The organism is Streptomyces sp. NPDC043952 (genome assembly GCF_056435325.1).
Map to the genome: position 1 here is coordinate 122,165 of NZ_JBWKES010000008.1, position 12,995 is coordinate 135,159.

Annotated in this window: 16 protein-coding genes; 6 read left to right on the forward strand and 10 right to left on the reverse strand. The window is 72.3% G+C overall.

Features of this window, described 5'->3' with window-relative positions; translation table 11 throughout:
- Nucleotides 1-259: 259 nt before the first annotated feature.
- Nucleotides 260-2,014 (reverse strand): DAK2 domain-containing protein, encoded by a 1,755-nt coding sequence (locus AC069R_RS12085; RefSeq protein WP_478766705.1) that lies wholly within the window; start codon nucleotides 2,012-2,014, stop codon nucleotides 260-262.
- Between the two features lie 256 nt (nucleotides 2,015-2,270).
- On the opposite strand from AC069R_RS12085, the gene rpmB reads away from it, so the two are divergent.
- A complete protein-coding gene (rpmB, locus tag AC069R_RS12090) occupies nucleotides 2,271-2,456 on the forward strand; it encodes a 50S ribosomal protein L28 (RefSeq protein ID WP_004924906.1) in 186 nt (61 codons plus the stop codon).
- A 107-nt stretch (nucleotides 2,457-2,563) separates the two neighbouring features.
- On the opposite strand, the gene AC069R_RS12095 is transcribed toward rpmB, so the two are convergent.
- On the reverse strand, nucleotides 2,564-3,040 hold the full coding sequence (locus AC069R_RS12095; protein WP_478766708.1) for a MarR family winged helix-turn-helix transcriptional regulator: 477 nt from the start codon (nucleotides 3,038-3,040) through the stop codon (nucleotides 2,564-2,566).
- A 44-nt stretch (nucleotides 3,041-3,084) separates the two neighbouring features.
- Here AC069R_RS12095 and AC069R_RS12100 point away from each other — a divergent pair, with 44 nt between their 5' ends.
- Entirely contained in the window at nucleotides 3,085-3,999 is a 915-nt protein-coding gene (locus AC069R_RS12100; protein WP_478766710.1) for an alpha/beta hydrolase, read from the forward strand.
- 62 nt (nucleotides 4,000-4,061) lie between these two features.
- Here the strand turns inward: AC069R_RS12100 and thiD are convergent, their stop codons facing one another.
- Nucleotides 4,062-4,856 carry a bifunctional hydroxymethylpyrimidine kinase/phosphomethylpyrimidine kinase gene (gene thiD, locus AC069R_RS12105; protein WP_397983828.1) on the reverse strand — a complete coding sequence of 265 codons (795 nt, stop codon included), beginning with the start codon at nucleotides 4,854-4,856 and terminating at the stop codon, nucleotides 4,062-4,064.
- Complete coding sequence (locus tag AC069R_RS12110) at nucleotides 4,853-5,818, reverse strand: thiamine-phosphate kinase (RefSeq protein WP_471067048.1); 966 nt, start codon at nucleotides 5,816-5,818, stop codon at nucleotides 4,853-4,855. Before AC069R_RS12110 ends, thiD begins: the two co-directional genes overlap by 4 nt.
- Nucleotides 5,819-6,072: 254 nt before the next feature.
- Here AC069R_RS12110 and AC069R_RS12115 point away from each other — a divergent pair, with 254 nt between their 5' ends.
- Nucleotides 6,073-6,306, forward strand: coding sequence for an Lrp/AsnC family transcriptional regulator (locus tag AC069R_RS12115; RefSeq protein ID WP_037654619.1), 234 nt, complete (start codon nucleotides 6,073-6,075; stop codon nucleotides 6,304-6,306).
- A 20-nt stretch (nucleotides 6,307-6,326) separates the two neighbouring features.
- Entirely contained in the window at nucleotides 6,327-6,857 is a 531-nt protein-coding gene (locus AC069R_RS12120; RefSeq protein ID WP_478766714.1) for a DUF3515 domain-containing protein, read from the forward strand.
- 13 nt (nucleotides 6,858-6,870) lie between these two features.
- Here AC069R_RS12120 and AC069R_RS12125 read toward each other — a convergent pair whose 3' ends face one another.
- The 3 genes from AC069R_RS12125 to AC069R_RS12135 form a co-directional block, all read right to left on the reverse strand.
- The gene (locus AC069R_RS12125; protein WP_397983830.1) at nucleotides 6,871-8,028 is read right to left on the reverse strand and encodes a D-alanine--D-alanine ligase family protein; all 1,158 of its coding nucleotides are present in this window, start codon (nucleotides 8,026-8,028) and stop codon (nucleotides 6,871-6,873) included.
- A gap of 124 nt (nucleotides 8,029-8,152) precedes the next feature.
- Nucleotides 8,153-9,163 carry an NAD(P)H-dependent glycerol-3-phosphate dehydrogenase gene (locus AC069R_RS12130; RefSeq protein WP_478766717.1) on the reverse strand — a complete coding sequence of 337 codons (1,011 nt, stop codon included), beginning with the start codon at nucleotides 9,161-9,163 and terminating at the stop codon, nucleotides 8,153-8,155.
- A complete protein-coding gene (locus tag AC069R_RS12135; protein ID WP_478766719.1) occupies nucleotides 9,160-9,930 on the reverse strand; it encodes a lysophospholipid acyltransferase family protein in 771 nt (256 codons plus the stop codon). The genes AC069R_RS12130 and AC069R_RS12135 overlap by 4 nt, the downstream gene beginning before the upstream one ends.
- A gap of 165 nt (nucleotides 9,931-10,095) precedes the next feature.
- Between AC069R_RS12135 and cofC the strand changes: the two genes are divergently transcribed.
- A complete protein-coding gene (cofC, locus tag AC069R_RS12140; protein ID WP_478766721.1) occupies nucleotides 10,096-10,734 on the forward strand; it encodes a 2-phospho-L-lactate guanylyltransferase in 639 nt (212 codons plus the stop codon).
- A gap of 96 nt (nucleotides 10,735-10,830) precedes the next feature.
- Nucleotides 10,831-11,034, forward strand: a complete 204-nt coding sequence (locus AC069R_RS12145) for a hypothetical protein (RefSeq protein WP_478766722.1) — start codon at nucleotides 10,831-10,833, stop codon at nucleotides 11,032-11,034.
- An 81-nt stretch (nucleotides 11,035-11,115) separates the two neighbouring features.
- Here AC069R_RS12145 and AC069R_RS12150 read toward each other — a convergent pair whose 3' ends face one another.
- From AC069R_RS12150 to leuD, 3 genes are all read right to left on the reverse strand, one after another.
- Complete coding sequence (locus tag AC069R_RS12150; protein WP_478766724.1) at nucleotides 11,116-11,757, reverse strand: HU family DNA-binding protein; 642 nt, start codon at nucleotides 11,755-11,757, stop codon at nucleotides 11,116-11,118.
- A gap of 136 nt (nucleotides 11,758-11,893) precedes the next feature.
- The gene (locus AC069R_RS12155) at nucleotides 11,894-12,124 is read right to left on the reverse strand and encodes an SCO5555 family protein (RefSeq protein ID WP_111585543.1); all 231 of its coding nucleotides are present in this window, start codon (nucleotides 12,122-12,124) and stop codon (nucleotides 11,894-11,896) included.
- A 277-nt stretch (nucleotides 12,125-12,401) separates the two neighbouring features.
- Nucleotides 12,402-12,995, reverse strand: a complete 594-nt coding sequence (gene leuD / locus AC069R_RS12160; RefSeq protein WP_478766726.1) for a 3-isopropylmalate dehydratase small subunit — start codon at nucleotides 12,993-12,995, stop codon at nucleotides 12,402-12,404.

Consider the following 12,995-nt stretch of genomic DNA (forward strand, 5'->3'; position numbering starts at 1 on the left):
CGGCGGCGGGGCGCCCGTCGAGCACCGAGGGGAAGAGGGGGGCGGGGGCCTTGGACCGGTACGCTCGCAGGACGCGGAGGTGAGCCGGGGAGCGGCGTGCCGCGGGGCGGCCGACGCGAGCCGAGCCGTACACGGGCCGGGCACACCGCGCGGAGACCGGGGCGGGCCGGCGGGGCGGCGCGCCGGACGGGGCAGCCGACGCCGAGCCTCCGGGAAAGGGCGGCGCCGGGAGGGTGCGGGTGCGCCGGGGACCTGTCGGTCACTCCACGCCGATGAGCAGCAGCGCTCCCTGGCGGCCGCCGTCGTACACCACCGTGTCCACGGCCAGGTAGGACTCCCGTACGCGGGTCTCCAGGTGCCCGGCGACGGTCTCGGGGGCCTCGGCGCCGATGACGAGGGTGACCAGTTCGCCGCCGGCCTGGAGCATGCGGTCCAGGACGGTGACCGCGGTGGCGGTGACGTCCGTGCCGATCACCGCCACGTCGCCGTCGATCAGCCCGAGCACGTCGCCGGCCTGGCAGATCCCGGCCGTGGTCCAGGACCGGTGCTCGGCGACGACGACCTCCGCGTACCGGGTGGCGCCCGCGGCCGAGGTCATCTGGACGACGTCCTCGTCGAACCGGCGCCCCGGCTCGGACACCGCGAGCGCCGCGATGCCCTGCACCGCCGAGCGGGTCGGGATCAGCGCCACCCGGACCCCCTCGGCACGGGCCTGCTCGGCGGCCGCGGCCGCGGTGTCGCGCAGCTCGGCGTCATTGGGCAGCAGCACCACCTCGCGCGCGTGGGCCCGCCGCACCGCCGCCAGCAGCTCCCCGCTGGCGGGCGGCTCGCCGGGGCGCGCGAGCACGGTGGTCGCACCGGCCTCGGTGTACAGCTCGGCGAGCCCCTGCCCCGGTACGACGGCCACGACGGCCCGCTGGGCCCGCTCGCGCGGGGGACGCGGCCCGCCCGTGTGCACGTCGCCGAGCCCGAAGTGCGTGATCCTGATCCGGTACGGGCGCCCGGCCTCCACGCCCGCCTCCACGGCGGCGCCCGCGTCGTCCACGTGCACATGGACGTTCCACAGCCCGTCGCCGCCGACCACCACCAGGGAGTCGCCGAGCGCGTCGAGGCGGGTGCGCAGCCGGGCCACGGCGGTGTCGTCGGCCTCCAGGAGGTAGATCACCTCGTAGGCCGGGCCACCGGGCCCGCCGTTCCCGGCCGCCTCGGCGGCGCAGGCCCCGGCTTCGGCTTCGGCATCGGCATCGGCTTCGGCTTCGGAGGAAGCTTTCGGTGTCTGTTCAAGTACGACGCCCCCGACCGCCACGGCGTCCACGGCGTCCACGGCCTCCCCCGCCCCCGGCGCCCCCGCCCCCCGCGCCGCCTCCCCCGTGCACGCCTCCACCAGCGCGCCGAGCACCGCCACCAGACCGCTGCCCCCCGCGTCGACCACCCCGGCCCGCGCCAGGACGCCCAGCTGGGCCGGGGTCGCCGCCAGGGCCGCGCGGGCGCCCTCGTGGGCGGCGCGGGCGACCGTCCCGCAGTCGCCGTCGGCCCGCTCGGCGGCGTCGGCCGCGGCCGAGGCGACCGTCAGCACGGTGCCCTCGACCGGGTGCGCCACGGCCTGCCGGGCGGAGTCCGCGGCCCGGCGCAGGGCGAGCCGCAGCGCGGCACCGTCGCAGCGCGGCTCCGCGTCGTCCGCCGCGAGCACCTGGGCCATGCCGCGCAGCAGCTGGGCGAGGATCGTGCCGGAGTTGCCCCGCGCGCCGATGAGCGCCCCGTGGGCCATCGCGCGCACCGCGTCCGCGAGAGAGGGACCGGCGGGCTGCGTCTCGTACCCGGCGAACACGGCCTCCACGGCCGTCGCGGCGGACTCCAGGGTCAGATAGAGGTTGGTCCCGGTGTCGCCGTCGGCCACCGGATAGACGTTGATCGCGTCGATCTCCTCGCGCGCCCGTCCCAGGGCGCGCAGGGCCAGACCGCACCAGGTGCGCACCGCGAGACCATCGAGGAATGTCTGCGGCACCTGCGCCACCTGCGCCTCCCTGAGCCGGCTTGACGTGGTCGCAGCGTAGACCCCGGCGGGGTGCCCGCCGGAAGCGGGCCGGGGCGGGACCCCTCGCGACCATGGTAGTTTCGCTGTACCGAAGCAGGCTTGCTATGCTGCTCCGGTTGCCCGATCCGATCGGGCTCTCCCCCCTGGCAACGCCAACCAGATCTCAGGTCGTACGATCTCGATCCCGGCATGCCGGGATTATCCGTAAGTGCATCTGAAGTCTTTGGAGTGACCCGTGGCTGCCAACTGCGACGTCTGCGGCAAGGGGCCGGGCTTCGGCAACAACATCTCGCACTCGCACCGCCGTACGCCCCGTCGCTGGAACCCGAACATCCAGCGTGTGCGTACCGTGGTGGGCGGGACGCCGAAGCGCGTGAACGCTTGCACCTCGTGCATCAAGGCCGGCAAGGTCTCGCGCTGACGCTACAGCTGAGCGCGCGGCCACTTGTTGGTTCGCTGCACTGAGCCGGTCCATCTCAGGATGGACCGGCTTTTTGCCATGCTCGGAAGTCGGATCATCCTCTCGCCTCAGCCCGTCGGCATGCCGACCTGCCGCCGCTCCAGGGCGGAACGCAGCCTGGAGAGGGTCCCCGCGACGGCCGCCGCCGAAGAGGCGTCCATCACATCCGCCAGCAGTTCGGCCAGGGTCGCGCCGACCGTCTCCTCCGCCGCGGCGACGAGCCGCGCACCCTCCACGGTCAGGGCCAGCAGGGACGAGCGGCGGTCGGCCGGGTTCGGCGTCCGGACCACCCAGCCCCGTTTCTCCAGCCGGTCGACGCCCTTGCTCGTCGCCCCGACGCCGATCGCGAACTCCGCCGCGAGATCCGCCACCCGCGCCCCTTCGTGATCGCGCAGGAAGCGCAGGGCCTCGAACTGCGAGGTGACAATCGCGTGCCGCGCGCGGAGCCGGTCGTTGAGGGCGTTGTAGAGCCGCGTCTCGCAGCGCACCAGGTCGGAGAAGAGATCCAGCAGCCCGGCGGTGTCCCCGGTTGTTTTATATGCCACGGCATATAGTGTAGAGGAATCCACTAGCGAGGGGGAGCACACGCATGAGCAAGGAACAGCGGGCCCGGATCGACGCCCTGCTGCGGCAGCCGCGCCCCGCGGGGCCCCGGACGATCGAGGAGCTGCGGGCCGGGTTCGAGGCGCTGATGAGCGGGATGCCGGTGCCCGACGGCATCCGTACGACGCGGACCGCGCTCGGCGGCCGGCCCGCGCTGTGCGTCGCGCCGCAGGAGCGCCCGCGCGCCGGCACGATCCTGTACTTCCACGGCGGCGGCTGGGTGAGCGGCTCCCCCGAGACCGCCCTGGCACTGACCGGACACCTCGTGACCAGGACCGGACGCACGGCATATTCACTGGACTACCGGCTGGCCCCCGAGCATCCGTTCCCGGCCGCGATCGAGGACACGCTCGGCGCCTACCGGGCCCTCCTCGACGGCGGCGCCGACCCGTCGGCCGTCGTGTTCGCCGGGGACTCCGCGGGCGGCGGGCTCGCCGTCACCACCTGCCTGGCCGCGCGGGACGCGGGTCTGCCGCTGCCCGCCGCGCTCCTGGCGTTCTCCCCCGGCCTGGACGCGACCCGCACCGGCGAGAGCATCGACACCAAGGCGGGCGTCGACCCGTTCTTCACCCGCGCGTCCGTCGAACACACCGGGGCGATGTACCTCGCGGGCGCCGACCCGCGTCAGCCCCTGCTCAGCCCGGCCGTCTGCGCCGATCTTGCCGGTCTGCCGCCGATACTGCTCCAGGTGGGCACCAACGAGATCCTGCTGGACGACTCCACCCGCCTCGCCGCGCGCGCCAGGGCCGCCGGGGTGGACGTGATCCTGGACGTCACGGCCGATGTGCCGCATGTGTTCCAGTCGTTCGCCGGCTCCCTGGACGAGGCGGACGAGGCGCTGGAGCGCGCGGTCCTCTTCCTCGACCAGCGCCTGCGCCACCTGAGCGCGACGGCGGCATAGACCCCGGCCCAGTCACGGACCCGGCTCGGGCACGGACCCGGCTCAGCTCGTGCGCGGCCCGCTCACTTCCTGAACCGCCACCCGTGATCCACCGGGCCGATCCCCGCGCCCAGCGCGAACCCCGCCGCGATCGCCCCGGTGACGTACTCCTTGGCCTCGGCGACCGCCGCCGGCACGGTCAGGCCCCGCGCCAGCCCGGCGGCGATCGCGGAGGCGAGCGTGCAACCGGTGCCGTGGGTGTGCCGGTTGTCGTGGCGGGGGGCGCGCAGCCAGTGCTCCCCCGCCGCGGTGCCGTCCGTCAGGAGGTCCACCGCGTCACCGGCCAGATGCCCGCCCTTGATCAGCACCCAGCGCGGGCCGTAGGCCAGCACCGCGTCCGCGGCCCGGCGCAGGTCGTCCTCCGACTCGACGCGGACGCCGGTGAGTTGGCGCACCTCGTCCAGGTTCGGGGTCGCCACGGCCGCCGCCGGGAGCAGCCGGGTACGCACGGCGTCCAGGGCGGAGGCGGCGAGCAGCGCGTCGCCGTGCTTGGAGACACCCACCGGGTCCACCACCGCGGGCGCGTCCGTGCCGGCGATCAACTCGGCCACCGTCTCGACCAGTTCGGCCGAGCCCAGCATGCCGGTCTTCACGGCCTGTACGCCGATGTCGTCCACCACGCTGCGGTACTGGGCCCGCACCGCCTCGGCCGGGAGTTCCCAAACGCCCTGCACACCAAGGGAGTTCTGCGCGGTCACCGCGGTGAGCACGCTCATCCCGTGCACGCCGAGCGCGAGCATCGTCTTGAGGTCGGCCTGGATTCCGGCGCCGCCGCCGGAGTCGGAGCCGGCCACCGTGAGCACCCGTGGCGGGGTCACGGCTCTATGTCCCCGAAGTGGTCCCAGCCGCCCGCGCTGGTCCAGGGCGCCCCGTCCACCGTCACCTGCGGCAGCGCGGAGGGGTTCAGGACCTCGCCGATGACCTTCCAGCGGGCCGGGAGCTTGGTGTCCGGCGGGAAGGTCGCCACGATCGCGTGGTCCTCGCCCCCGGTCAGCACCCACTGGAGCGGGTCCACGCCGACGGCCTGCCCGATGTCGTTCATCTGCGTGGGCACGTCGATCGCGCCGGAGCGGATGTCGATGCGGACCTTGCTGGCCTCGGCGATATGGCCGAGGTCGGCGATCAGCCCGTCGCTCACGTCGCACATCGCGGTCGCGCCGAGCGAGGCGGCGGCCGGGCCCGCGTGGTACGGCGGCTCGGGGCGCCGGTGGGCCTCCACGAAGGCGCGCGGCGAGCGGAAGCCGCGGGAGAGCACCGCGTACCCGGCCGCGGACCAGCCCAGCCAGCCGGTGACGGCCACCAGGTCGCCGGGCTGGGCGCCGGCGCGGGTCACCGGCTCCTGGTTGCGCAGATCGCCGAGCGCGGTGATCGACACCGTGATGGTGTCGCCCCGTACGACATCCCCGCCGACCACGGCGGCGCCCGCGACCTGGCACTCGTCGCGCAGCCCGTCCATCAGCTCGGTCGGCCAGCTGACCGGGAGTTCGGCGGGCACCACCAGGCCCAGCAGCAGGGCGGTGGGTACGGCGCCCATCGCGGCGATGTCCGCGAGGTTCTGCGCGGCCGCCTTGCGCCCCACGTCGTAGGCCGTGGACCAGTCGCGGCGGAAGTGCCGCCCCTCCAGCAGGACGTCGGTGCTCGCCACCACCCGCCGGTCGGGCGCGGCCACCACGGCGGCGTCGTCACCCGGACCGATACGGACCGCCGGGGTGGTGGTGAGACGGGAGGTGAGCTCCCTGATGAGCCCGAATTCCCCGAGCTCACCAACCGTGCCCTTCATGTCCCTGACTCCCCTTCTCTGCCTTCGCCTGACCGTGCTGACTCGCGCCCCATCAGTGTCCCCGATACCGTCGAGATGACCCCGACGCGGTCGGGAACGGCCGCCGGTACGGTCCCGGACGACCGCCGACCTCCGTCGCGCCCGCACCCTGGCGCGCAAGCCCGGTTCCCGCAGGTCTCCCCGCGGGGAGCGGCGACGCGATACCGTGGCGTTCCTTTTCCCCACATGATCCTCGTGGCCGCCCTGGAGGTTCCGTGGTACAGGCGTACATCCTGATCCAGACGGAGGTCGGCAAGGCGTCGACCGTCGCCGAGACCATCAGCAAGATCCCTGGAGTGATCCAGGCCGAGGACGTCACGGGTCCGTACGACGTCATCGTGCGCGCCCAGTCCGAAACCGTCGACGAACTCGGTCGCATGGTGGTCGCCAAGGTCCAGCAAGTGGACGGCATCACCCGCACCCTGACCTGCCCGGTCGTGCATCTGTAGCCCCCGTCTACGCTTGGCCGGTGAACTTCTTCCGTCACCGGCCCCCCGCCCTGCTCGCCGCCCTGGCCGCGTCCGCGTCGCTGCTCGCGGTCGCGGGCTGCACCGCGGACGACGGCGCGGCGGTCGCGGTGCCCCGCCCCGACGCGAAGACCGCCCCGCTGTGCCGGAGTCTGCACGCGGTGCTGCCCGCCACGGTGGACGGGCGGCGGCGTGCCGACCCCGAACCCCGGTCCGTCTACACGGCGGGCTGGGGAAACCCGGCGATCATACTGCGCTGCGGGATCGTCCGGCCGCCGAAGATGATCGACCCCAAGGTGGCCCAGGGCGAGGACCCCGACGCGATCGCGGGCGGGGTCAACGGCGTGGACTGGCTGATGGAGAAGCAGGGCGACGGCACCTGGCACTTCACGACGGCGGGCCGCAAGGCGTATGTGCAGGTGATCCTGCCGAAGAAGCTCTCGGGACCGGACGACAGCGCCCAGGTCCTGGAAGACCTGGCCCCGGCCGTGAAGAAGGCCATCCCCACGGGGATGGCCTCCATGCGCGGCTAGCTCGCCCCGCCGGTCAGCGCAGTCCGGTGGACCTGCGCAGCGCGGCCTGGAGCAGGCGGTCGATCAGCTCGGGGTAGCCGACCCCGGTCGCCTGCCACATCTGCGGGTACATCGAGATCGGCGTGAAGCCGGGCAGCGTGTTGATCTCGTTGATCACGAACTCCCCGTCCCGCGTGAGGAAGAAGTCCGCGCGCACCAGCCCCTCGCAGGACGCCGCCTCGAACGCGTCCACCGCGAGCCGCTGGATCTCGGCGGTCTCCTCCGCGGTGAGCGGCGCCGGGACGATGCCGGGCGTGGAGTCGATGTACTTGGCCTCGAAGTCGTAGTACGCGTGCGCGTCCGGCGGCGGGATCTCCGCCGGGACCGAGGCGCGGGGGCCGTCCTCGAACTCCAGGACGCCGCACTCGATCTCGCGGCCGGTGATGGCCGCCTCGATGAGGATCTTCGGGTCGTGCGACTGCGCCTCGGCGATCGCCTCGTCGAGCCCGGACAGGTCGTCGACCTTGGTGATGCCGATGGACGAACCGGCCCGCGCGGGCTTCACGAACAGCGGCCAGCCGTGCTCGCCGGCGAAGTCCACGATCTTCTTGCGCGCGGCGGCCTCGTCCCGCTGCCACTCGCGGGGCCGGATCACCACGTAGGGGCCGACCTTGAGCCCGAAGGAGGTGAAGACCCGCTTCATGTACTCCTTGTCCTGGCCGACGGCCGAGGCGAGCACGCCCGCGCCCACGTACGGCACCCCGGACAGCTCCAGCAGCCCCTGGAGGGTGCCGTCCTCGCCGTAGGGGCCGTGCAGCACCGGGAAGACGACGTCGACCTCGCCGAGCGCCTTGGGCACGGAGCCGGGCTCGCTGTAGACGACCTCGCGGCTGGTGGGAGCGACGGGGAGCACCACGTCCCCCTCGTGCGACTCCGCCAGGTCCTCGACGGCGGGCAGGGCGCGGTCGGTGATGGCCATCCGCTCCGGCTCGTCGGCCGTCAGCGCCCAGCGGCCGTCCCGCGTGATGCCGATCGGCAGGACGTCGTACTTCGTCCGGTCGATGGCCTTGAGGACGGCGCCGGCGGTGACCACGGAGATCCCGTGTTCGGAGCTGCGCCCACCGAACACGACGGCCACGCGGGGCTTGCGCGACGGCTGCTCAGGGCTCTGGGGAAGGTTCTCGGTGCTCATATCGCGTTGAGAGTACCTGTTGGCAGAGCCCGGATACAGCGTCGGCTCCGCCCCGGAACGCACAAAAACGGGCGGATTTCGCGCAGTGTCGCGGCATTTTCGCGCAGCGGCCCCGCGGTCTCGCTCAGCGTCGCTCGGGCTTCGCGCTGCGCGACATCAGCTCCTTCAGCGCGACGACCGGCGGCTTGCCCTCGTGCACGATGCCGACGACCGTCTCCGCGATCGGCATGTCGACGCCGTGCCTGCGGGCCAGATCCAGCACGGACTCGCAGGACTTGACGCCCTCCGCGGTCTGCTTGGTGACCGCGATGGTCTCCTCCAGGGTCATGCCCTTGCCGAGGTTGGTGCCGAAGGTGTGGTTGCGCGACAGCGGCGAGGAGCAGGTGGCCACCAGGTCGCCGAGACCGGCGAGACCGGAGAAGGTCAGCGGGTCGGCGCCGAGCACGACACCCAGCCGCGCGGTCTCCGCGAGGCCGCGGGTGATCAGCGAGCCCTTGGCGTTGTCGCCGAGCCCCATGCCGTCCGCGATGCCGACGGCGAGCCCGATGACGTTCTTCACCGCGCCGCCCAGCTCGCAGCCGACCACGTCGGTCTCGGTGTACGGCCGGAAATACGGCGTGTGGCAGGCCGCCTGAAGCCGCCGGGCCACGGCCTCGTCGGCGCAGGCCACCACGGCGGCGGCGGGCATCCGGGCGGCGACCTCGCGGGCCAGGTTGGGCCCGGTGACGACGGCGACGCGCTCCGGGCCGACCTTGGCGACGTCCTCGATGACCTCGCTCATCCGCATCGCGGAGCCCAGCTCGACGCCCTTCATCAGGGAGACGAGCACGGTGTCGGGAGCGAGCAGCGGAAGCCACTCGGCGAGGTTCTGGCGGAGGGTCTGGGAGGGGATGGCGAGGACGGTGAACTCCGCGTCGCGCAGCGCCTCGGCGGCGTCCGCGGTGGCGCACAGGTTCTCCGGCAGCTCCACGCCGGGCAGGTAGTCGGAGTTGATCCGGGTGGAGTTGACCGTCTCGGCCAGCTCGGGCCGACGGGCCCACAGGGTCACGTCACAGCCGGCGTCGGCGAGCACCATGCCGAAGGCGGTGCCCCAGGAGCCGGTACCCATGACGGCCACCCGCACTGGCGTGCTCACTTGCTCTGCTCCTCTTCCTGCCTGCCCTTGTTCTGCTCCCGCGTACGGCGCCGCTGCTCGATCCGCTCGCGGCGCGGGTCGTACGGCGTCTCGGGCGCCTTCTCGCCGCGGATCTCCTCCAGGAGGCGGGTGATGGCCGCCATGATGACCTCGGTGGCCTCCTTCTGGAGCTCCGGGGTCATCTCCTTGTCGTAGAAGCGCGACAGGTCCACCGGCGGGCCCGCCAGCACGTGGTGGGTCTTGCGCGGGAAGAGGTTCGGCTTCTTCGCGTACGGCGGCAGCAGTTCGTTGGCGCCCCACTGGGCGACCGGGATCACCGGGCACTTGGTCTGCAGGGCCACCCGCGCGGCGCCGGTCTTGCCGGTCATGGGCCAGCCGTCGGGGTCGCGGGTCAGGGTGCCCTCGGGGTAGAAGGCGACGCACTCACCGCGTTCCACGGCGTCGATCGCGGCGCGGAAGGCGCTCAGCGCGTCCGTGGACTCGCGGTAGACGGGAATCTGTCCGGTACCGCGCATCGCGGCGCCCACGATTCCCTTCTTGAAAAGGCCGCTCTTGGCCAGGAATCGCGGAACCCGCCCGGTGTTGTACTGATAGTGCGCGTATGCGAAGGGGTCCACGTGGGAATTGTGGTTCACCACGGTGATAAATCCGCCCTCGGCCGGAATGTGCTCCATTCCACGCCAGTCCCGCTTGATCAGAACCACCAGTGGCGGTTTGCAGATCACCGCGGCGAAGCGGTACCAGAAGCCGATTCTGCGGCGGGGCACAAGGACACCTTCCTCTAGGGCTATCCACGGGGGGGCTGACCCCGGCGCGGGCCGCACAAGTGTCGCCCCGGAGCGCCGGTCTGTCGAGAACACCGTACGCCCGACACGCCCCGCCCCTCCGGCTGCGGGTGACAATGATCGCGACGAGAGAGGGGCGGTACGCCGGTGCAGTGGACGTTGGTCATCCCCCTGAAGCCGCTGTCGCGGGCCAAGAGCAGGCTCGCGGACACCGCGGCGGACGCGGTGCGCCCCGGCCTGGTCCTCGCGTTCGCCCAGGACACGGTGGCCGCGGGGCTCGCGTGTGCCGGGGTCGGGGATGTGGTGGTCGTCACGGACGACCCCCGCGCCGGGCGCGAGCTGTCCTCGCTGGGCGCGCGGATCGTCCCGGACGCTCCGGCGGGGGGCCTGAACGCGGCGCTGGCGCACGGGGCGGCGGCGGTTCGGCGGGGGCGCCCGCGGGCCGCGGTGGCCGCGCTGAACGCCGATCTGCCGGCGTTGCGGGCCGATGAGCTGGAGCGGGTCCTTTCCGCCGCCGCGCAATTCCCGAGGTCTTTTCTCGCGGACGCGGCAGGGGTCGGTACGACATTGCTGGCGGCGCGCGCGGACCGGGAATTGGACCCGCTGTTCGGCCCCGAGTCACGGGCGCGGCACCGGGGGTCCGGCGCGGAGGAACTGCTGCTGGGGGGCGTGGATTCGGTACGGCAGGACGTGGACACGGGCGCGGACCTGCGGGCGGCGCTCGCGCTGGGCGTCGGGCCGTATACGACCACGGCGTGCGCCGATTTGCCGGTCCCCGGCGCTTGACCGGGCCGCTCACCGCAGCCGAGGGGCGCGGAGAACCGCACGATCAGCCACGACGGACCCGCGCGCGGCCACGGACCACGCATTACCCTGAACCCCATGCAGGCGACCGCGTACACCTACGACAGCGAGACCCGCAGCGGGCAGGTGCTGCTCGACGACGGCACCCCCGTGCCCTTCGACGCCGCGGCGTTCGACCGCGGCGGTCTGCGGCTGCTGCGGCCCGGCCAGCGCGTGCGGATCGAGACGGAGGGTGCCGACGACACCCTGCGGATCACGCTCGTCACGCTCCAGACCCTGTAACTCCCCTTACACACGCCGCGGGCCGGACTCCACTGGGAGTCCGGCCCGGCGCGCGTGAGTACCCTGGCCCGCGACCTGCGCCTAGCGCGCGGCGGTCTTCTTCGCGGTGGTCTTGCGGGCCGTCGACTTCTTGGCCGGCGCCTTCTTCGCGGTGACCTTCTTCGCCGGGGCCTTCTTCGCGGTGGCCTTCTTGGCGGTGGTCTTCTTCGCCGTCGCGGTCTTGGCCGTCGCCGGCGCCTTCTTGGCGGTCGCCTTCTTCGCGGTGGTCTTCTTCGCCGCGGCGGGGGTGGTGGTCTTCTTCGCCGTCGTCTTCTTGGCGGTGGTCTTCTTCGCGGCCGCCTTCGCGGTCTTCTTCGCGGCGGCCTTCTTCACCGTCGCCGCGGCACCCCCGGTCAGGCTGCCCTTGGGCGCCTTCTTCACCGAGACCTCGCCGCCGCGCGGCAGCTTCTTCGAGCCGCTCACCAGGTCCTTGAAGCCCTGACCGGCGCGGAAACGCGGCACGGAGGTCTTCTTGACCCGAACCCGCTCGCCCGTCTGGGGGTTACGGGCGTACCGCGCGGGGCGGTCCACCTTCTCGAAGGACCCGAAACCGGTGACCGAGACCCGCTCGCCCGCGACGACCGCGCGGACGATGGCGTCCAGAACATGATCGACGGCTTCCGCCGCCTGCTGGCGGCCGCCAACCTTCTCGGCAATCGCTTCTACGAGCTGCGCCTTGTTCACGTCTTCCCCTTCGGAGACATCGCCAGAACGAATGTGTTCAAGCTTTTTCGCACGTTAGGCAGATATATACCGCAAATCAAACACGAAACGGGCTTATCACCCTTGTGCCGCAACAGACTCGGCGCTCTCGGGCTGTTCAGCGGTCCTCGTCGGGGATCCGACCCTCGTCGAGGTCCGCGGTGAACCGCTCGAGCCGCCTTGCCGCACCGGCGAGATCGTGCTTGGCCGCAGCCGTAATGACCAGCAGCTTCCGGGTCAGCGCCATCCGTACGCCCTCCGGGACTTGCAGTGCGCGCACTCTTGCGTGCGCTTCCTTGAGTTGGTTCGCGACCGCCGTATAGAGCTGGAGTTGGCCGTCGTGTTCCATGCACAGATTGTGCCATCTGGGGCGAGTTGTCGCCTGCCCAGGGGGCAACTCCCGCCACAAATGGCCTTCCAGGCACTTGCGGAAGACGCGATCCTCTGCCTCATCTACCCTGCCAACGCCCTTCATAACATGGGAAGTTGAGAGAACCACCAGCGCCAGGGGGGTGCGTACGGACCCGAACATGCCTGTACCCCCGATCGGGGCGATCGGGGGTACAGACGGGTTCGTTGGGGTGGCCGAAACCCGACCCTCGCGGGGTTCGGGACAGGCTACCCGGTCAGCCCTGGAGGGTCCGCGGCTTGTAGGCGGGGCGGCGCTGCTCGTACGCGGCGATGTCCGCCTCGTCCCGGAGGGTGATGGAGATGTCGTCCAGGCCGTTCAGCAGCCGCCAGCGGGAGTTCTCGTCCAGCTCGAAGGAGGCGGTGACGCCCTCGGCGCGCACCTCGCGCGCCTGGAGGTCCACCGTGATCTCGGCGCTCGGGTCGGCCTCGGTCAGCTCCCACAGCGCGCCCACGGTCTTCTGCTCCAGAACCACGGTGAGCAGGCCGTTCTTCAGCGAGTTGCCCCGGAAGATGTCCGCGAAGCGGGAGGAGATCACGGCCTTGAAGCCGTAGTTCTGGAGCGCCCAGACGGCGTGCTCGCGGGAGGAGCCGGTGCCGAAGTCGGGGCCGGCGACCAGGACGGTGGCGCCCTGCCGCTCGGGGCGGTTGAGGATGAACTCGGGGTCCTTGCGCCAGGCCTCGAAAAGCCCGTCCTCGAACCCGTCCCGCGTCACCTTCTTGAGCCAGTGAGCGGGGATGATCTGGTCGGTGTCGACGTTGCTGCGGCGCAGCGGGACGGCCCGTCCGGTGTGGGTGGTGAAGGCTTCCAT